This window comes from Salinivibrio sp. SS3, assembly GCF_001722105.1.
GTDB classification, from domain to species: Bacteria; Pseudomonadota; Gammaproteobacteria; order Enterobacterales; family Vibrionaceae; genus Salinivibrio; species Salinivibrio kushneri.
The window spans coordinates 41591-62319 of record NZ_MEBQ01000041.1; the positions used below are offsets into that span (position 1 = coordinate 41591).

Sequence of the window (20729 nt, forward strand, 5' to 3'; positions counted from 1 at the left end):
AATAGAAGGTTGGATCCTGGGTGTCAGGCAACTAATCTGTTTACTAACAGTGCTGTATTTCTCCGTGCTGACTGACCACGTAACGTGAAGGGGGAGGGAGCGTGTCAACGAGCTTGCATGATGTATACCTGGCCCGCCAAGCGATAAAGCCAGTGGCGGCGCGCACACCGCTTGTTTATTCACCGACGCTTTCTAAGCGTTACCAAGCACAAATTTGGCTGAAGCTCGAAACGAGCCAGCCGACGGGCGCGTTTAAATTACGCGGTGCCACCTACGCATTGAGTCGGTTGCCCAAGGCGCTGCGTGAGCGTGGTGTGATCACCTGCTCGACAGGCAACCATGGCCGTGCGCTTGCTTACGCGGCCAAGCAGCTTGGGATCCCGGCGACCGTATGTCTCTCTTCGTTAGTACCTGACAACAAAGTGGACGCTGTTAAAGCAATGGGCGCGCAAGTGTGGGTCGTGGGGCGTTCGCAGGATGAAGCTGAACAAGCCGCGCTTGAGGCCGTTTCGCGTGATGGGTTGTGTTATATCCCTCCCTTTGATCATCCCGATATTATTGCCGGACAAGGGACCATTGGGCTTGAGATCCTTGAAGATGCGCCAGATGTTGATGTAATTGCAGCCGGCTTATCGGGAGGCGGCTTGGTGGGAGGACTTGGCTTAGCGGCGCGTACCATCGCCCCACATATCGACCTAATTGGCGTCTCAATTCGCGATGGGGCTGCGATGCATGAAAGCATCATAGCGGGTAAGCCAGTGGCTGTGCCTGAATCTGAATCGTTGGCAGATAGCCTGGGTGGAGGCATTGGCCTTAATAATCAATACACCTTTTCTTTGGTGCCTAAAGTGATGACGCAACATTATCAAGTGGATGAAGCGTTTATCGCCCGTGCGATGATCGATATGTGGCAGTGCGAAAATAGGTGGGTAGAAGGTGCCGCCGTGGTGGGATTGGCCGCGGCATGTCAGCACCAGTTAGAGTGGCAGGACAAGAAAGTGGTGATTGTGGTCAGTGGAAATAATGTATCAACCGATACCCTGACAGCGGTCATGGCATTAAGTGAGCAGGCTCGCTCTTAGCTTGTGGTTGAATTTGGTGAGTGTCAAAGGAGCCCGTATGCAGCTATATCATCGTCAGCAAATCGAATCTGTTGCGACGTTTAACCCGCACAGTCTCAGTGTGATTGAAAATGCGTTCAGTGCCTTGGGGCGTGGCGAGGTAACCATGCCTCCTGTGTTAAGCATGGCCATTCACGAGCACAACGGCGAAGTCGATGTGAAAACCGCTCACATCAAAGGCGCTGAGCGATTTGCGATTAAAGTCAGTCCTGGCTTTTTTGATAATCCGTCGATAGGTCTGCCGAGCCTTAATGGTTTGATGGTGGTTTTCTCTGCATCAACCGGTTTGGTGGAGGCCGTGCTGTTTGATGAAGGATACCTGACTGATTTACGTACGGCTCTAGCCGGCGCGTTAAGTGCCAAGTATTGCGCGCGTGATGATGCCAACATTGTCACTGTGTTGGGGGCGGGCACGCAAGCAAGGTTACAAGTGTCTGCGCTCAAACTGGTTAGAGAAATAGACACGGTGCATGTTTGGGCACGAGACAATGCACAAGCAAGGCAGTATAAAGCAGAGGTTGAGGCCGAACTGGGAGTGCGAGTGATCCCTCACCAAGATGTGGCACAGGCTTGTCAACAGGCCGATATTATTGTCACCACGACACCGGCTAAGCAGCCGATTTTGCATTGGCAAGACATTCCCAAGGGCGCCCATGTCACGGCGATGGGCTCGGATAGTGCAGAGAAGCGCGAGCTTGATCCTCATATTTTGCACAATGCCGACTGGGTGCTGGTGGATAGACGTGCTCAGTCTGAGGTGTTGGGTGAGCTAAAAGGGCTGGCATTGTCACGATGTGTGGAAGAGTTAGGCAAAACGGTGGCGTCGGGGCGTCCCATCGCGCGAAGTGATGAGGCGGTCACCGTGTGTGATTTAACGGGAACAGGCGTGCAAGACACTGCCATAGCAAACTACGTGGTCAGTGCATTGCACCATGCTCATGGCTCGGGCGATGCTGGGGCATTATAATAAAAATCAAAAAGCATAACTTATTACATTATAAGTGTTTTTAACGTCACAGTTATTGCACAGTCATGTAACACAAAAGTTAAAACTTGCAGGTTTTGTTCAATTAATTAGATTACATGCTTTGATAATTAGGCATAAGATCACGTTTCTTGTAATAGCCTGTTTCTATTGAGGTTGTTTCTTTTTACTAATGATGGGTCTCTCAGAATTGAGACACGTCTAGTTAGTGTAAAAAGGAATGATAAATGCACAAACACAGCTCTCTTGCGCTGATTATCGGCGCACTTTTTCACAGCTCCGGGGTGTGGGCGATGGCCCAAGTGCCAGATCCTGTCGACCCTCCCACCGATCCAGAGCCACAAGCGTGTGTATCACTGGTTGGAGCGAGCGGCATGGATGGCAGTCGTACCAGCGATGAGCGTTGCTTGCCCGGTGATGATCCCTTTACGGCCGAACAGTGGCATTTGCTCAACCGTGGTCAAAATGCCTTTGCCCGAGAGGGTGGCCAACCAGGCAATGATCTCAACGTATGGTTAGCCCATCGCCAAGATGTGCTGGGACAAAACGTTAACGTTGCCGTCGTCGACGATGGGTTAGAAATTGCCCATCCCGATCTGGCCGCTAACGTCCGTGCTGGAAAGTCCTATGACTTTGTGGAACGTGATGATGACCCGACACCGGAGGGCTGGAGCAGTCGTAATACCGCCCATGGTACCTCGGTCGCGGGGATCATAGCGGCGGTTCGTGATAATGGTATTGGTGGGATGGGGGTCGCACCGCTTGCCAACTTGCAAGGCTATAACTATCTCGAATACCAAAGCCAAAATGCGTGGGAGATCAGCCATGGCCGCGAAGGCTACTCGGATGATGTCCGCATATTCAACCAAAGCTATGGTGGCTCAGGCATCCGCAGTTATCCCTATAGCGATGACCCAATGAGCTATGCTGGTCGCCAGAACGCCCAATACAAAAAAATGAGCACGGATGCCTTTGGCGGGCTTGGCGCAGTCTTTATCAAATCAGCGGGTAATGGCTATAAGCGTACCTCGTTTAACCGTCAGCGCTTCGGTCCTGTAGATGAGAACCATGGTCTACCGTGGCAAAACAGTAACCAATCATCCAGTAATGCCAATTACTGGAACGTGACGGTGAGTGCGTTGAATGCGGATGGTGAGCGCTCATCTTATTCCTCCGTGGGTAGCAGCGTCTTCTTAACCGCGCCAGGTGGCGAGTATGGCACCAATAAACCGGCACATATCACCACAGATTTGACAGGCTGTACCATGGGCTATAACCGCGACGATCGTATTCCTTATGATTCACACGATTTACACGGTGGGACAGAGATAGACAACACCTGTGATTTCAACAGCGTGATGAACGGGACGTCTTCGGCCGCGCCAAATACTTCAGGGGCATTTGCGTTGATGATGTCAGCTTATCCAAATCTGTCTCAGCGCGATATTCGCCACCTATTAGCGACGACGGCGACACGCGTGGATGCAGACGATGCCGATGTGCTTTTAACCTATCAAACGGCATTTGGTGGTGAGCGTACGGTGACTGGCCTAGAAGGTTGGAAGCAAAATGCCGCGGGGCGCTGGTATAGCCCAACCTATGGCTTTGGTTTGATTGATGTTAATGCAGCACTCGAAGCCGCGAAGACCTATCAGTCTCTCCCTGCACAAGTATTCACGGATTGGACGTGGTCTTATCACAACCAAGAGGGTGAAACTGGGTTAACGATTGCGGATGCCGGGTCGGTTGCGACAGCAGACAGTGTGCAAGTAGCTGACAACCTCACCATCGAGGCGGTACAAGTGCGGACTTCGATCGAGCATAGCCGTATGTCAGATCTGCTGATTGAACTCGAGTCCCCTTCTGGTACCCGTAGCGTGCTGATGTCTCCACGCAATAGCATGCTATCGAACACCCTAGATAGCACCTACCCAGAAGGCTTTACTGACCACCTGATGCTTAGCCATAAGTTCAATGGTGAAGCATCGCAAGGTCAATGGACACTCTACGTCACAGATACGGACGGCAAGACGCGTCAATACAGCTTAGGGGGTGAGGTGAAGTCGATGGCGAATAACAGCGTCGATGGTAAATTGACGCAATGGTCACTGCGTGTCATTGGTCACCGCGGTTAATAGGAGACGAAGTATGAAAAAATTAATGATAGCCCTAGCAGTCATGGGTATCAGCCTTGGTGTCAGCGCAGGCACGGTGCAGCTAAATGGCAAAGACTATGTCGTCGTCGAAACCGACAGCAATGCGCGTAATATGAGTGGCGAGCAAATGGGCGTCATGGTTGGCGATAAAGTCGCCGTCTCGGCACAAAGCGCGCCATTAACGGTCACAGGCTCGATTTTGGTCAAAGCCAGTGAGGCGAACGCCAGCCAGCTAGCTCAAAAATATGGTCTCGACCTAGTCAGCTATCTCGATGGCGTGGCGTTGCTGGAAGCGACACCCGGTACCAATGTTGCTGAGCTAGAAAAGGCGTTAAATCAAGAGTTGGATACGCCTGTCAATCTTGAGCTGAATCTACAAAATCAGCGTCCACAATAAGTAAAATGAGCGCTTATTAATAAGAGCCCGCCTTTTTAGGCGGGCTTTTTTGTCATTCTCTCCCCCCATTCTTGTAGAGAAAACTGTGGCCCAATTTCCCCACCAACTTTTTTGTCATTCTCTCCCCCCATTCTTGTAGAGAAAACTGTGGCCCAATTTCCCCACCAACTATTTTGTTACTAGTTATTCCAGATTGTTCATAACTTTTACATGAGCCCCGTCTAACAGCTTGGTATGCTTTATCGCTTCTTAGCGCCAAAAAAATAGACAAATCATCATTATGCAGCTGTGACGCTGTGATTAGGGAAAAGACAATGTGGAAAACCATTAGACATTCTTTGCCATTGCAAATTGCAGTGGCTGCCGCACTAGCTTGGCTGGTGGGCACGGTATTCGGCCCCATTGAAAACGCAGAGCAGACCACTTGGTATCCACTGCTTATGCTCGCCAAGGTCAGTTATATCGGTCTACTCAAAGCCGTGGTCGGTGTGATGGTATTGCTCTCGCTACTGGAAGGGATCAGTAATATTGGCAATGTGGTTCGCCTTAAGCGCCTTGGTGGTGCAACACTTTTGTTTTACGGTTTTACCACCACCATCGCGATCACCATTGGTCTTGGCGCAGCGCTGATGATGCCCGAGTGGCAACCGCTCACCAATGCACCGCCTGTGGATGAGAGCATTAGCTTTATCAACCAAGAGGCTGCGGGAGCCGGAGCCATTGCCACCAAACTTATCAATATGGCGTTGGTGAATCCATTTGCCGCGGTGACTCAGGGTAACCTTTTGGCGATTGTGGTGTTCACCATTTTGTTCGGCATTTCGCTGATTGTCGCACTGCCAGAGTCGCACCCATTATTCGAGACCATTCGTGGGCTGAATAAAGGCATTAACACCATGGTGGCAGGGATTATCAAGCTGGCGCCGTTTGCGGTGTTTGCGATTGTTTTCCAGTTCTCCCATCAAGGCGATAACGATCTATTTGGCCAGCTATTTAGCTTCGCCGCCTTGGTGTTTGGACTCACGATGGTCCACGCAGTGATTGTATTGCCACTTATTGCACGCGTCGCTGGTGGTATTGGCTTTGTGAGCCTATTTCGTGCCATTTCCGCGCCACTGGCGATGGCCTTTGCCACTTCTTCCAGTGCTGCGACACTGCCCGTCTCGATGCAGGCAGCCAAAGAAGAACTCAAGGTCACCCCGTCGACCGCAAGCATGGTCTTGCCGTTGGGCGCGGTGATGAATATGGATGGCACCGCATTATTTGAAGGGATTGCGGCGGTGTTCTTGGCACAACTGTTCGGGATTGATCTGTCGACGACTGGCATTGTGATGATCTTCATTATGGCGATGGTTTCGTCGGTAGGCGCGCCGGGCATGCCGTCAGGCTCGATGTCGGGTATGCAGTTGGTGCTGCTGGCAGCGGGGATCCCCCTGGAAGCCATTGCTATTTTGCTGATCATTGAGCGCCCGCTCGACACCTTCCGTACCGCGGTCAATGTGCAAGGCGATTTGATTGGTGCCACGGTAATAGATAAGTGGCAAAAGCGTGTGGGTTAATCCGCGGATTGATCAGTGAGGTGCGACATTCTCGTCTGCAGCTTTAACCTATAATCAGTAGGTACTCTTTATCTTCTGGCGTTGCTGCTTTTATCTTCTTATCCGTAAGCTTAGCTATGATTTTAGCCATAATGGGTACACCTCTCAGCCTCCATCTTCATCAGTGTACACCTCGGTGTACCTAAAAATCAAAGCGTTTGGTGGACATCTATGGACCTTAGTGAACGCTAAGTTATTGATTTTGTTTGTTTTTTGGCAATAAAAAAGACGTCCGTGGACGTCTTTGAATATAAAATTGGTGGAGCTGGCGGGAGGCTATTTCCCAGCCCAGCACGCTGCACATAACCTTTTGATTTAAAGGCTTTATTTCTTGTGTCTTTCGAGCGTGTGATACCGAATTTCCCTAAATTGTAGCTCAGCTATGTAGGTGAGTAAATAGTTAAGCTGATTGGTTGTCTTGTAATGAGTACAGATGGGCTTTCAATCACAGCATGCTTGCTATGTTGATGGTCTAATAAAAAAGCAAATGTATTAAAGCTGTTGCATCTGCAAGCACACTTAAGCAGATATAAGGAGAGTGAAATGGACTTCATAGAGCGATTACAAGCTTTGTCCAAAAAGGTGGGACAGCTATCTGACTCGATAGAAACAGAAGAGGCGACAAAGACTGCTTTGGTGATGCCATTTCTTCACAATGTGCTTGGATACGATATCTTCGACCCCAGCGAGGTTATCCCTGAGTTCACTGCTGATACAGGCACGAAGAAGGGAGAGAAGGTTGATTATGCTCTGATGAAAGATGGGGATGTTCAGATCTTAATCGAGTGTAAAAAAGTGAATGAAGCGCTCTCACCAAAACACTCTAGCCAACTATACCGATATTTTTCAGTGACCAATGCCCGTATAGCTGTATTGACTAACGGTTGTGAGTATCAGTTTTTCACTGACCTCGATGCGCCAAATAAAATGGATGACAAACCGTTCTTGATTCTAGATATGTCCGAGGTCGACGAGCATGTAGTCCCAGAGCTGAAAAAACTGACGAAGACTTCTTTCGATGTCGATTCCGTGGTCGATGCGGCTGGTGAATTGAAGTATCTCAATCAAATAAAAAAGGTGTTAGCAGAGCAGTTCCAAGATCCAGAGGAAGACTTTGTAAAGCTTTTGACTGCTAGGGTCTACGATGGGATGCAAACAGCCAAGGTCAAAGCACAGTTTACTGAAATAACGAAAAAAGCTTTGAAGCAATTCCTCAACGACAGCATAAACGCTCGTTTGAAGTATGCCATAGGCAGTGAAGAGCGTGAGGCGAGAGGAGCCAACGAACAACCAGAGCAGGATGAAAGCTCTTCCGAAGCTGATGGTAGCAACCCTAAGATAGTCACCACAGAGGAAGAGCTCGACGGTTATAATGTTGTCAAAGCTATTCTGAGAGAAAGAGTCGATGTATCGCGAGTCGCTCATCGAGACACACAAAGCTACTTTGGGATTCTACTTGATGATAATAATCGTAAGCCATTGTGTAGGTTGCACTTTAATGGCCGACAGAAGTATGTAGGAATCTTTGACTCAAACAAAAAAGAGACTAAAACTCCCATCGACAGTGTTGATGACATTTTCCAGCTGGCTGGGGAGTTAAAGGCATCGGTAGACCTTTACGAGTAAAACTCGTTAGTAGCCCTAGGTAGCCGCAATTAGCTACCTAGTGGTATCTGATGGCGTTAAGTTAACTAGCTACGGGTCTTTCTTCGTCTTTTCTGCTTTGTTTTTACGTAAAAAATTTTCTCTCGCATTTAATAATACATAGTGTTTTAAATTTCCCCCCGCGCACCCTATAAGAAATTTAACTATCTGGATTGGTGGTGTGGAAAATATTTTTATGAGTGCTAACGCCCCCCCAATGAGAACCTTTGGTTGTTTATTATTCACCTTAGTAGGTCTCTTAATGTTGCCTTTTGAACCTACCTCAAACAGCTACGGCAGGGTGGTCTATAAGTCCTATTTGACAGTTTTAGACCTATATGAAATTATGAGCCCATCTTATAGACCAAGATAAAGAGTAAGAAATGGCTGTTATCGCGTATTACCGTGTTTCAACTGACGACCAAACAATCGAGAACCAACGAAGAGAGCTCAATAAGACATATCGTATAGACAAGGAGTTCGCTGATTGTGGAGTGAGCGGGACAGTTAGCGCTGAGAAGAGGCCAGAGTTTAAGAAGCTACTCGACTATGTGCGCGAAGGAGACACACTTGTGACGGTCGATCTTGATAGATTGGGGAGAGACAGCATTGACGTGCAAAACACCGTGAGAGAGCTTCTGAGAGGCGGTGTGAACGTCATTGTGACAAGGTTAGGGGTAGACCTCAGCACAGACGCAGGAGAGCTTCTGGTGACTATTCTGTCCAAGGTGGCAGAGATGGAAAGAAGGAAGATGCTAGAGCGCTCAAACGCAGGCAGAGAGCGTGCAAAGGCAGAAGGTAAGCATATGGGTCGCCCTCACACTATAAGCAAAGAGCAGGTGCGTGAGCTTCGCTCGAAGGGGTACTCTATTAATGCCACAGCTGAGGCTTTGGGCTGCTCTGTGTCGTCGGTGAAGAGGTTACAAAAGTCATAGATGAAATATCAACCGAACAATACATCGCTGACTTCAGGTATTAATGTTGTGCTGGCAGCTTGATTTACAACGTCTAATTGAAGACCCCTAGGGAAAACTCTTAGATATACATTGAGAGAGGTTAGCCATTGATAGCCTCAACGATAGAGCCTTGTTGTCGAGTCTTCACGCCCTCACTAAGACATTTACAACGTCTAATTGAAGAGCCCAAGGAAAACTTTTAGATATACACTAAGAGTCAGTCTCACTGCCTCCCCCTCTCAGGCTCTTTCTCATCAGAAGTCTCTGTCTAATCGAGCCATTTACAACGTCTAATTGAAGAGCCCAAGGAAAAACTCTTAGATATACATTAAGAGCCCTCTGTGACATCACACCAATGCTGCTGTAGTCGTAGCAGATAATAAATAGACCACCAGCACAACACTATCGCACCTTTGCTTGCATGGATGAGTAGCTAAGTAGAGCGACTCTGCGTTGACTGTTATTTCACTTGATAGAAGGAGTTATCATTGTGAGCAGCAGTCGACTAGAGTGTGTCTGAGTTGTATGGTCTGTAGGTGCTAGTGGAATATTGTATAGGCACAACCAAGAGGGAAACTTTAGGTCTCTTAATATCTCTGGTCTGAATACCGTTATCTGCTCTAGTAAGCTAGGCGGTGATAGCTGGAGCAACACTGACGCTACACGGGTACACCTGAGCTTTAAGTTTCTCCTCGAGGACTACGTTAAGAGAGTGGTCTAGGTATCATAATGATTCAGTTGAGCGTTTGAGAGACTATGTTGACGCTCTCATAGAAGTGGCTTGGCTATATGCCTTAGTGTGCTGACTTACACACAATCTGACACCTATGGTGGCGAAGCGTGACCTAGTCGTGCAGACTGTCCCTTATGCTATCAGAGTCGCTTTTGGACATAACTAAGTTAGGTACAAAACACTAATTCAGCCTTTAGGTTAAAAGACAACGCTGGTTTAACATTTGTACTTGGCCAACAAATTCTGTGAAACAAAGTACACACTACCTTTAGCTCTTGTACAAGCTACGTATAGCTTATTTAATGTTGATGGTGCCAAAGTAGACAATTGCTCTTTTTTATAGGCTTTGAATGTGGTTTGGTTTAGAACTATGCAGATGTCAGAGAAATCATCCAAGCCTTTTGTATTCCCCCAATTTTCAGTCCATCCAATGTACTTGTAGCTTTCTTTAAAAAACAATTTAACGATGGAGTCATCCGAGAATAACCTCTCAACATGCGCAATATCATCAATTAGGGCAATATCCACCTCATCTTGTCGATGGGAGCTTATTGTGATACCAAGTTTCTCGGTAACAAATCTGCACACTGTCGGGCTACATCTATGACTGTGGGAAAGTGTGTTTAAGTCGATTGTGTATCCTGCGCATTCTAACTTGTAAAGGTAGGATCCATAGTTGTTATGTAGGTTTTTTAGAGTTTTGCCGTCTCGGCTAGTATCAAAAGTGTGTTGGAAAAAGTCACCAACGCATAATACCTCTATATCTATTGTCGAAAACTCACAAAGCAAGTTGAAGTCATTAGCTGCGAAATCTTGAACTTCATCTACGCAGAAAAAGTCAAAGTACTTTTCAATACGTCTGATAATGTCAGGTACGTGACCACTATCAATCATCATCTTCGCAATACGGTTATGATAAAGTCGGTGTCCTTGACTAACGTAATGCTCAGGAGTGTAGCGTTTCGCAAACCTAGGTGGTTCACTATAGCTCACTCCCTTTATCTTCATGTCGCTACCAATTATTGGTCGCACGCAAAACGATAAGAGGAATGAGAAATAGGTATAAACACGTACACCTTTAGGCATGACCCCAAATTTTCTCAAAATTCGTTTCTTAAGATTGATAGTATTGTTAACTGTATAAGTAACAATCAGGGTACGGCTGTTGATGTCTAGCTTGTCAATAATATGTTGTGTTTTACCCGATCCTGCGACTGCTAGTACTACTCGCTTATCCATTCAATAGCCTCTCTAATGTAAGTAGGTGCCGTTATTTCACTCTTCTTCTCGTCAAGCAACCTAAACGCTGAGGTGGTTTTGTTCTTCAGCATATAATCTTGTGGCTCTAACTGAATATTCCCTCCTGAGAACAGGTCGTCGCAGATTTCTTTATTATCTTGGTACATACATATTTCAAAAGTTGTTCTGTTGTTATCTTCGTCAGCGTATACAGCTATACAATCTGCCAGATGGTCATGATAATTATTTGTACAGTTTTTCTGATGGTCGCCGTCATTATCACGGATTACCACTGTCTTAATGCTTAGCAGCTTAGAAACCTCCATATATCGTTTGAAGCTAGTGCCACCAACTGAAATGATATGGATGCCATCCTCGCTTGGTGGGTGACCTTTAGTACGCTCGTATAAGCATTCCATTAGAATATATTCAGCATCACCCTCAACAAGAATGACTTTTTCAGAAAGGACATGCTCTAGGATGTTATGATTAGGGGCTTTAGCAAAAAACTTAGCAGTGTTCCTAGTGAGGTCTGTAAGGTAAGCAGGTTTGGTTGCTGCACTGTTCAGTAAAATCGACTTTCTTAAGTCTAACCTTGAGCTGATTAGGCTGCTATGAGTAGCAATTATGACCTGATTATCATGAGCCTTCTCTACCTGGCCAATTAGCTTATACATGCTGGTGTGGCTTAGGTGGTTTTCAGGTTCTTCTAGCAATAAGACATCTATTGTCTTGCCTTCGTCACGCTCTCTCAATGCAAATGCGGTCTTAATGAAGCATTGTTTTCCCTTGCCACGGTTTTCAATAGGTATATCATCTTCTGTGAGAGTTAGGTCAGTTTCCAAATTAAACTTTGAACCAGAGCGGATAGCAAAATCGTACTCTTCTAAATCATCATTAATCACATTTAGTTGGGTGTCTTTGAAGGTGTTTTTTTGCTGTCTGTATTCATTCATTAGACGGTAACGGATACGTTGTTCCGTGGTCGCTTCATACATGGATTTTACATATTGGCGGTTCGCATACTCGTTGTTTATTTGAGTGCTGTCAATCGACAAAAAACGCAAAAACTTTCGATAACTGGAGTATGCCTCCCCACTGAATGTAATAAACTTGGTGACGTAAAACTCGAATGGAAAGTTATCACCTTCAGCCTCCAAAACTTGCCGTATCTCCGTACTTAGCTCTTCGTTCGGTTCACAGATCAACTGAAGCCCGTCAGCATAAGTTCCATCACTGTTATTTTTACCGTTGAGGTCTGGGTTACCTGTATCGTTTAGAAACAATTCAATATGAAGCCTAGGTAGACTATCTATATTTTTCTCATCTTCTAGAAATGCTGAAACAGCTCTGGTGTTAAGTAAAGCTTCAATCCCCAAGTTTTCTACCTTGCTTCTACTGCCACTTAATACAAGCTCAATAGCTGTCAATATGGTGCTCTTCCCTGCTTCATTATCCCCAACCAGAATGTTTCTTTTTGGATCGAAATAGATTTCATAATCTAGAAATTTCTTAAAGTTTTTGATTTTTGCCTTCAAAATATGTGTCACTGTCGTACTCACTTACCGATGGAAATGGCTAACTAGAGTAGTGTATAGGTTTAATAGTGATAAGAATGCAATAGCAATCACGAGTTACAAATTTGAAAGGGACAAATATGAGCTAGAGTAATCTGTTAGATCTGATTACATCGCTGTTAGATAGCTGGCAGACTACGTCCTGACTAACACAGTCTTAGCCATCAAAGAGAACAAACGACAAACCGACACAAGGGCTTTAGCCTCAAACGGCTTCCACCTATGCATTGTGGTTTGTTTGGTCTATCGCTTAAAGGAAATGGTTAGAGAAATCATGGGGCACTGCCACTCACCCCCGCAATAGAGACCTAAAGCTACCATCAATCGAACAATAGTGTTTCCACTTAGCTGTTATAGGCTTCCTGAGAGGTCATAGAGAAGCTATTCTGCCATATGGAGTCGAGTATCAACTGCCTCTTGCTCGTCGATGGGGTAATCTATAGTCTCTATATACTTCTTCAGGTTGGCAATTGTCAGCCCTGAACCATAGTTACCGCTTACTGAGCCGTCTGCCCAACCACCTAGCTGTTTATAGGCTACTTCAGGGATGCCCGCATTTAACGCTAAGTCCTTAAAGTTGTGCCTTAAGCTGTGAAAAGTAACACGGTCGGCTCTTAGGTCATGGGTCTTTGTGAAGTACCTGAACTTCTTGCTGTAGATATCAGAGCGATATCCTCCACCCTTGGGCTTTTTGATATTGAAAATGGTCTCCGTCGAGACAGAGCGTACAAATTCAATAAACCCAAGCTTAAGCAATACGTCCGGTATGGGAACTGATCTGGCAGAGGTGTGTGTCTTCAGCGCTTTGCCGCCCTCATCATTGACGGAGATATACCAGATTCCTTCTTGTTGCCGAATGTCTGATGGTCGTAGCTGAACAATTTCGTTCATACGTAGACCACAACATAAAGCAACACGCACAATCCAATAGTGTACAGTTCCTTTTGTTAGCTGGAGCAGCCTGCTGAGCATTTCAGGTGGGTATGGCAAGCGAGCATCTTTATCTGCAATTGCTTTCTTGAGCCTGACGCTCTCTGCTGGATTAAAGCTTGCGTAACGCTCTTGTACTGCGAACTTGAACATTGCAGAGACAGCTTCTAGACGCTGATTGATACTGGTTACGGATAGGCTCTTTAAGTGCTGTAACTGCCCATTCTTAACTGCGGCAATAAGCTCAGGTGTTGTTAAAGCTTTTGTCTCCTTCAGCTTAGCTGAGTTGCATGGAGTACTTATCAATACGTCACGCAGTTCCCGAATATCTGTTGTAGATACATCTCTGACAGGCGTGTCACCACCTAATAGACCGATTAAGCAATCAAAAGAGACCTGATAGCGTTGCTCCAGTTTGCTGCTCATAGGCTTGCCAGAAGCTGCCATTTCTGTCTTTTTATTTTCAAGAAATTCAGCTGCAACGAGCTCGATTGTAGGGGCTTTCTCAATTTTTGGAATAGGTTTTACAACACTTGTAATGCTTGGTGTCGTCCCAGATATCAAAGCGTAAAGCCCTTGAGTTTGAGCTCTCAATTGCTTAGCGAATTCGATGAACACTCTTGCTTTTTGTTGTGGCTCCAGGTCGCTATATATGTCGAATGCTCTATCAGGCAAGACTCCTTCAAAAACACGCTTCACACGGAGGTTACTGTCAAACGTTGCTTCATGGTACAGCATACCCTCTGCGTGCTCTTGAATGCTGGACAGGCTTTCATCTAGACCATGATGCAGAGATTCATAAGAGACACCACTAGCAAACATATGGTCTTTCTTATGTGTAATCCAGTGATTAGCCGCTTCAATTGCAAGGTTTTGTAGATCGACTAGCTCAACTTTCCGCTCGGGCAAGGAGTGACCGTCAAGCTTTGCGAATTCTTCAGTTAGACGACCAGCCTCTATTGCAGCTAGTTGTTTGGCTTGTGTCTTGTTCGAGGTCTTCAAAGAGAAGCGAATAAGGCGCTTGCCATAGTGCTCGACTAGGTGGCTAGGAACTCGCTTTTGGAAATAGTAAACGCTGCTGTTTTTACGTTTGTATATGTGCAAATCGTCGCCCGTGTAGCTCAGCTGCGTATCACACATATGCTTTTTAACTGCTTGAAACAAAAGAACTTTTAATAAAAACAACAACTTAAAGGAAAGTGGTGGAGCTGGCGGGAGTTGAACCCGCGTCCAGAATCAGTCTAACCAATGGCGCTACATGCTTAGTTTGTCTTTTATCTCGTCAGTGTGCTGCGGACAAACACGCCACACAAAGACATACCCAAATTAGTTTTAACGCTTCAGCTCTTGGGTCAAAGCATCCACGCGATCCTGTTTGGTTTTGACTATCCTGAATCCCCGTCCTACAGGCGGAGGCTAGGGAGGATAGGCACTCAACAGGTTATTAAGCTGCTAGTGCGTAGTTTTCGTCGTTTGCGACTATTTGTTTGCGGCTTTTTACGAGGCCAACCGCCCCTCGGCATGCTCCACGGGCCTTCTCAATCCTGTCGAATCCTGAATCAGCCCCAGAGTGTGAGCGGCAGAGTCTAACACATTGATCTACCGCGTCAACGATTAACGCGCTGCGTTTTTCATGATCCTGGACTTTTGTCGCTGCCAGTCTCGGTCTTTCGCTGTATCGCGCTTATCGTGTAATTTTTTACCTTTCGCTAAGCCTATTTTGAGTTTAGCAAAAGATTTTTTCCAGTATAAAGACAGTGCCACCACCGTGAAACCGTCTCGATTTACCTTGCCGAGCAAGGTATCAAGCTCACGCCGTTTAAGCAATAGCTTACGGGTGCGCTGCGGATCGGCCACCACGTGCGTGGAGGCGACATTAAGCGGGGTAATGGTTGCCCCGAACAAAAAGGCTTCCCCGTCTTTTAGCAACACGTAGCTTTCACTGATATTGGCCTTACCTGCTCGGAGTGCTTTCACCTCCCAGCCTTGCAGCTCTAGCCCCGCCTCAAAGTCATCTTCAATGAAGTACTCAAAGCGTGCCTTTTTATTCAGCGCGATAGTGTTACTACTTGCTTTGTTCTTTGCGTTTTTCTTAGCCATAGTGGCCGCATTATAAAGGGGATATATCGAAGAATGAAAGGATTATCGCACTCAGTGGGAGAAAGAGTCTGACTTTATCCGCGATGTGGGTTGTGAGCATTGGTCTCAATCAGTCTCGATGGTATTATTTCGCGGTTAACTTGCAAGGAGTCCCTATGCCGCAAATCATCCGCTCGGCTTTAGTGCCGTACAGTGCTGAGCAAATGTTTGCCTTGGTGAACGATGTTGAGTCCTATCCTGCTTTCTTGCCCGGGTGTGTGAGCACCCGCCTTATTGAACATACAGACACCACCATGGTCGCGTCTTTAGATGTGGCGAAAGCAGGGATTAAGAAAACATTTACCACCAAAAATTATTTGGTGGATAGCAGCCGTATTGATATGACACTGGTGGACGGGCCATTTAAACGCTTAAGTGGTGGCTGGAAATTTACGCCGTTATCAAGTGACGCATGCAAGATAGAACTCGACCTCGAGTTTGAGTTCACGAACCGCTTGGTCGAAGCGGCCTTTGGCCGTATCTTCAGCGAGTTAACCAGTAGTATGGTGAAGGCGTTTACAGAGCGAGCGAAAGAGATTTATGAGTGAAGAGACATTGCTGCATGTTGAAGTGGTTTACCCGTTGCCTAATGAGCAGCGCATCTTCAACTGCGTGGTGAAGCCAGACTCGACGGTGGAAGACATTATTCGTCAATCAGGTGTCTTAAGCGCCTATCCGGAGATTGATCTTGAGGCCAACAAGGTTGGGGTATTTAGCCGACCGGTGAAACTCGACGCGCAAGTGCGCGACGGGGATCGTATTGAGATTTACCGCCCGCTGCAGGCCGACCCGAAAGAGATCCGCCGTCGCCGCGCTGAGCGCGCGAAACAAGAAGGAAAAGCGGATCCTGTTACTGGTGGACGCGTGGATACCCAGCGCAAACGCTCATGACTAGCCAAAAAGAAAGGCGCCGAGCGGCGCCTTTACTTCATGGAGAATAGATGACGGCATCAGAGAGCCGGATGCGTCGTCGTTACTGAACAGCTTCGAAAAATTGCTCACCTGGCTCGAAATCACCGTCCATGTTCACGAGTTGATTATTGTCATCGAATGAAAGCACCAAATCTTTTTGTGTTGGCGCCTCATGGCCAGGTTGTTGCCATTGTACAAAATACCAAGTGTTGGGATAGCCTGACTCAACGAGCATAGGTGGGCCGAGAAGGAACTTTACCTGCTCCTTGGTCATGCCAAATTTCAAGGCGTCGACTGCCTTTTCTTCAATGTAATTACCTTGGTTTATATCCACGCGATAAACCAGCTTTTCGGCATAAGAGCAGCCCATCATGGCAATCGCCATCAGAGAGGCAACGGCGGCTTTAGTCCAACCCATAGTTAATATCTTCACTGTCTTGTTTGATGGCAAATCATGTCTGTCGGTGACCATGTAGTCCGCGACGGATGCGTCCCGAGTATAATGAAGCAGGGAATATATGTAAAAAATCTGCTAACGACCAGCGTTTGGACGGTGATAATGTGAAAAAGTTCGACGTGTGTAAGGAAATAACCGAGAAAAGCAGAGCTAGTGCACTTTTCTCGGTCTGAATGCCACATTCAGCGCTGTTTTGACTTGGTAGAATCAAGCGGCTACTAGAAGATCTTCCGCGTTTGCCAGGGTGCGATCAGTGATCTCACTGCCACCTAGCAATCGCGCAAGTTCACTAATTCTTGCCTTGTAGTCGAGCGGATACATACGGGTCGTGGTGCTGCCTTTGTCAGTATCTTTGGCTACAAACATCTGCTGATGACCACAGCCTGCGACTTGTGGCAGATGGGTCACACACATCACTTGCGTGGAGTCGCCAAGTTGACGTAAAAGTTTGCCCACAATCGCAGCGGTTGGCCCACTGATCCCCACATCGACTTCATCAAAGATCAGGCTAGGGGTTTCTACTTTTTGGGCGGTGATGACTTGAATGGCCAGCGAGATCCGAGACAGCTCGCCGCCGGATGCAACCTTCGCCAGTGGTTGTAAAGGCTGACCTGGGTTCGTCGACACAAGAAATGCCACCGCATCGCCACCTAGTGGGCTGAGGTGGGTCTCCGCTTTATTTTCGACTTGGATCTCGAAGCTACCATGTTCCATGCTCAGCTGGTGCATGCTTTGCGTGATCAGTTTGTTCAACTCTTTGGCATAGCGACGACGGCTCTTGCTCAATTTTTCCGCGGTGTCGAGGCAATCAGCAAACTGCCTGTCCACATCTGCTTGCAACTGCTCAATCGCCTCATCGTTATGTCCCAGTTTCTCCAACTCTCTAATTAACTGCTGGTGGGTGTCATACAATGCTTCAGGTTGAACCTGATGTTTACGCGCCAAACTCATGATAGTGCTCATGCGCTGATCTAGATACTGAAGGCGTTGAGGATCCATATCGAGTTGGTCAAGATAGCTACTCACTTCTTGGCTCGTCTCTTGGGTTTGGATGCGCGCCTCTTCGAGCATTTCAGCGAGCGGTGAGAAGTGACTATCTAGTGCAGCCAGCTCACTTAAGCGCTGCTGGGCCGCCGTCAGTAAGCTCAATGTGTTGGTCTCTTCGCCATCACTGAGTAAATCCACCACCGCCTGACTGGTCATGGCGATATCGCCACTGTTTGACAAGCGCTTGTGTTCTTCTTCGATTTGTTGGTATTCCTCTTCACCCAATGCGAGTTCATTGAGCTCACCGACTTGATATTCCAAAAGTTGTTGCTGAGCGTCGATGTCATCTTTTTTCTTGATCAGTGCTTTTAGCTCATTTTTAGTACGGCGCCAACGCTGATAGCGTGTCGCCATTTTGTCCAGCAAGCTTTGGTGGCCAGCGTATTGGTCTAATAACGTAATTTGGTGTTCAGGGCGTAACAGTTGTTGGTGCGCGTGTTGACCATGGATATTTATCAATAGCTGCCCCAGCGCTTTTTGCTGTGAGGCAGGTACGGGGTTACCGTTGATATACGCGCGTGAGCGGCCTTCTTTGGTGATCACTCGTCTTAAAATGCAATCATCACCGTCTTCCAGTTCGTTATCTTGCAGCCAGCGACGTGCGGCGCTGTTTTGCTCAAGGGTGAAGCTGGCAGAAATTTCTGCGCGTTTCTCCCCCGGGCGCACCATGTTGGCATCGGCACGATCACCAAGGCACAACCCTAGCGCATCGATAGAAATAGATTTACCCGCCCCGGTTTCACCGGTGATCGCCGTCATGCCTTTACTAAACTCCAACTCCAAGGATTTAACGATGGCAAAGTTTTGAATGGTTATATCGGCTAACATAGAGAGGCACCTGTATCTATCAACAACTGTTTATAGATACAGTATATACTGTTTTTTCATCCAGTGAATACTGTTGGGCAAGAATTGTTGTGAATGCGATGAACAGCACAAAAATTGCGCATTAAAAAAGCAGGAAGCCCTGCTTTTTATCGGATACATGTAAAAGATAAGAAACAGCTGGCTTAAAACAACTTAGAAGACCAACCCAGTTTTTTTCGTAACGTGTTGTAATAATTATAATCTTGAGGATGAATGAGTTTGAGCGTGGCGGGACTTTTGTAAATGTGCACTTCGTCCCCAGGGTTTACCGGCAAGGAAACTTGGCCATCACAGCTCACTTCCAGTGTCCCGCGGTTGTCAGGCGAAACCAGTAATTTAATACGGCGGTTGCCATCAACAACCAATGGACGGCTCGACAATGTATGCGGGAACATAGGCACGAGCGAAATCGCGTCGAGGCTAGGAGATAAAATAGGACCACCGCCAGATAAGCTGTATGCGGTTGAGCCTGTGGGCGTTGAAATAATGATCCCGTCCGATCGCTGAGAGAAGGCAAACTGCTCGTTAATGTACACTTCAAATTCAATCATGTGCGCGACTTGCCCGGGGTGAAGTACCGCTTCATTCAATGAGGCGTTGTGGCTTTTTACCTGATCGTGACGATGAATTTCGGTTTCAAGTAAAAAACGGTCTTCTTCCAAGTACTCACCGCTTAATACCGCTTCCAGCGCATGTTCAAAGGCTTCGGGATCCAAATCGGTGAGAAAGCCGAGGTTACCGCGGTTCACTCCGATCACCTTGATATCGCAGCGAGACAGTACACGTGCGGCGCCGAGCATATTGCCGTCCCCACCGATCACAATGGCTAAGTCGGCGTATTGGCCTATCGTCACGAGATCCAAGTAATGGGCATCGGGCAAACCAAGATTGGTGCTCAAGCGTGTGTCAATGCACACCTCATAACCGCGTTCAGTTAGCCAGTGATAGAGGCCTATGTGTGTGTTAACCGCTTCCGGGTTACGAGGTTTGCCAATCAGGGCAATGCGCTGGAATGCTGTCGACATAATCAGGATCTCATCGTTATTTGTGCCCAGTATAACGCGGTAAAAAAGCGATTGTCGTGATTTGCGTTATGCGAGCGGTTGAATCATAAAGATTCATCCCCATAATACTTTCGTCAATCAAGTTGAATAGTCCCAGTGGCGTGCTGGGCAATGCCATTTGTGTCGGAGTGATCATGAGCGAAGAACAGAAAGTGAAGCAAGAGCAGGAAGCGATGAAAGATGCGCAAGCTGCTGAAGCCAAAGGTACAGAGCAGGCCGCTGAGCAACAGGCAAATAGTGGTGCAGACATTGAACATGAAGAAACCGCAGCCATGATTGCACGTATTACCGAGCTTGAGGCGGCACTCGAGGCAAGCGAAGCCAAGGTGCAAGAGCAGCAAGACGGTGTGCTGCGTGCCCGTGCGGACGTCGATAACATGCGTCGTCGTACCGAGCAAGAAGTGGATAAAGCGCGCAAGTTCGCCCTAGAGAAATTTGCCGGTGAGCTTTTACCCGTGATTGATAACCTTGAACGCGCGGTTGAAATGGCCGACAAGGAAGACGAATCAATCAAACCAATGGTGGAAGGGGTTGAGCTGACGCTGAAAACCATGATGGATACTATCGATAAGTTTGGGTTGAAAGCGATCGATCCTCAAGGTCAGCCGTTTGACCCAGAATTGCATCAGGCGATGACCATTCAAGAAAGCGCCGAGCACGAGCCAAACACCGTGATGATGGTGATGCAAAAAGGCTATGAACTAAACGGCCGTGTTGTGCGCCCAGCCATGGTGATGGTATCCAAAGCACCGCAAGGTAACGTTGACGAAAAAGCCTAATTAGGCCCGGGAGAGAGCTTACTAAACTAAATTCGGTGTTTTTTTGCTTCCTCCCCTTGAAAAGCACTCGGCTGCCCTTATTTAAACGGCAGCACTAAATAAAATTGCGGTGAGGGGGTTGAACCTCT

17 protein-coding genes and 1 other RNA gene are annotated in these 20729 nt (G+C 47.2%); 10 read left to right on the forward strand and 8 right to left on the reverse strand.

Going from position 1 to position 20729, the window contains the following annotated elements; translation table 11 throughout:
* Nucleotides 1–101 precede the first annotated feature (101 nt).
* From eutB to BGL48_RS11605, 7 genes are all read left to right on the forward strand, one after another.
* On the forward strand, nt 102–1082 hold the full coding sequence (gene eutB, locus BGL48_RS11570) for a hydroxyectoine utilization dehydratase EutB (protein WP_069362784.1): 981 nt from the start codon (nt 102–104) through the stop codon (nt 1080–1082).
* A 37-nt stretch (nt 1083–1119) separates the two neighbouring features.
* The gene (locus BGL48_RS11575) at nt 1120–2088 is read left to right on the forward strand and encodes a cyclodeaminase (protein ID WP_069362785.1); all 969 of its coding nucleotides are present in this window, start codon (nt 1120–1122) and stop codon (nt 2086–2088) included.
* 245 nt (nt 2089–2333) lie between these two features.
* The gene (locus tag BGL48_RS11580; RefSeq protein WP_201264093.1) at nt 2334–4241 is read left to right on the forward strand and encodes a S8 family serine peptidase; all 1908 of its coding nucleotides are present in this window, start codon (nt 2334–2336) and stop codon (nt 4239–4241) included.
* Nucleotides 4242–4254: 13 nt separating this feature from the next.
* On the forward strand, nt 4255–4659 hold the full coding sequence (locus BGL48_RS11585; protein ID WP_069362786.1) for a hypothetical protein: 405 nt from the start codon (nt 4255–4257) through the stop codon (nt 4657–4659).
* A 314-nt stretch (nt 4660–4973) separates the two neighbouring features.
* Nucleotides 4974–6218 carry a dicarboxylate/amino acid:cation symporter gene (locus tag BGL48_RS11595; RefSeq protein WP_069362788.1) on the forward strand — a complete coding sequence of 415 codons (1245 nt, stop codon included), beginning with the start codon at nt 4974–4976 and terminating at the stop codon, nt 6216–6218.
* A 582-nt stretch (nt 6219–6800) separates the two neighbouring features.
* The gene (locus tag BGL48_RS11600) at nt 6801–7883 is read left to right on the forward strand and encodes a type I restriction endonuclease (protein ID WP_069362789.1); all 1083 of its coding nucleotides are present in this window, start codon (nt 6801–6803) and stop codon (nt 7881–7883) included.
* A gap of 401 nt (nt 7884–8284) precedes the next feature.
* Nucleotides 8285–8836: a recombinase family protein gene (locus tag BGL48_RS11605; RefSeq protein WP_069362790.1), complete on the forward strand. Its 552-nt coding sequence runs from the start codon at nt 8285–8287 to the stop codon at nt 8834–8836.
* Between the two features lie 970 nt (nt 8837–9806).
* Here the strand turns inward: BGL48_RS11605 and BGL48_RS11610 are convergent.
* The 5 genes from BGL48_RS11610 to smpB form a co-directional block, all read right to left on the reverse strand.
* Complete coding sequence (locus BGL48_RS11610) at nt 9807–10829, reverse strand: DNA helicase UvrD (RefSeq protein ID WP_069362791.1); 1023 nt, start codon at nt 10827–10829, stop codon at nt 9807–9809.
* The gene (locus BGL48_RS11615) at nt 10814–12379 is read right to left on the reverse strand and encodes an ATP-dependent nuclease (RefSeq protein ID WP_069362792.1); all 1566 of its coding nucleotides are present in this window, start codon (nt 12377–12379) and stop codon (nt 10814–10816) included. The genes BGL48_RS11610 and BGL48_RS11615 overlap by 16 nt, the downstream gene beginning before the upstream one ends.
* Nucleotides 12380–12787: 408 nt before the next feature.
* The gene (locus tag BGL48_RS16040; RefSeq protein ID WP_083238581.1) at nt 12788–14476 is read right to left on the reverse strand and encodes a site-specific integrase; all 1689 of its coding nucleotides are present in this window, start codon (nt 14474–14476) and stop codon (nt 12788–12790) included.
* A 60-nt stretch (nt 14477–14536) separates the two neighbouring features.
* Nucleotides 14537–14903, reverse strand: a transfer-messenger RNA (tmRNA) gene (gene ssrA / locus BGL48_RS11620).
* A 47-nt stretch (nt 14904–14950) separates the two neighbouring features.
* Nucleotides 14951–15436: an SsrA-binding protein SmpB gene (gene smpB, locus BGL48_RS11625; protein WP_069362793.1), complete on the reverse strand. Its 486-nt coding sequence runs from the start codon at nt 15434–15436 to the stop codon at nt 14951–14953.
* Between the two features lie 155 nt (nt 15437–15591).
* Between smpB and BGL48_RS11630 the strand changes: the two genes are divergently transcribed.
* Complete coding sequence (locus BGL48_RS11630) at nt 15592–16023, forward strand: SRPBCC family protein (protein ID WP_069362794.1); 432 nt, start codon at nt 15592–15594, stop codon at nt 16021–16023.
* Entirely contained in the window at nt 16016–16366 is a 351-nt protein-coding gene (locus tag BGL48_RS11635; RefSeq protein WP_069362795.1) for an RnfH family protein, read from the forward strand. The genes BGL48_RS11630 and BGL48_RS11635 overlap by 8 nt, the downstream gene beginning before the upstream one ends.
* Nucleotides 16367–16448: 82 nt before the next feature.
* Here the strand turns inward: BGL48_RS11635 and bamE are convergent, their stop codons facing one another.
* From bamE to nadK, 3 genes are all read right to left on the reverse strand, one after another.
* Complete coding sequence (bamE, locus tag BGL48_RS11640; protein WP_046075182.1) at nt 16449–16805, reverse strand: outer membrane protein assembly factor BamE; 357 nt, start codon at nt 16803–16805, stop codon at nt 16449–16451.
* 246 nt (nt 16806–17051) lie between these two features.
* Entirely contained in the window at nt 17052–18719 is a 1668-nt protein-coding gene (gene recN / locus BGL48_RS11645) for a DNA repair protein RecN (RefSeq protein WP_069362796.1), read from the reverse strand.
* Between the two features lie 182 nt (nt 18720–18901).
* A complete protein-coding gene (nadK, locus tag BGL48_RS11650; RefSeq protein ID WP_069362797.1) occupies nt 18902–19783 on the reverse strand; it encodes an NAD(+) kinase in 882 nt (293 codons plus the stop codon).
* 173 nt (nt 19784–19956) lie between these two features.
* On the opposite strand from nadK, the gene grpE reads away from it, so the two are divergent.
* On the forward strand, nt 19957–20601 hold the full coding sequence (grpE, locus tag BGL48_RS11655) for a nucleotide exchange factor GrpE (protein ID WP_069362798.1): 645 nt from the start codon (nt 19957–19959) through the stop codon (nt 20599–20601).
* Nucleotides 20602–20729 lie beyond the last annotated feature (128 nt).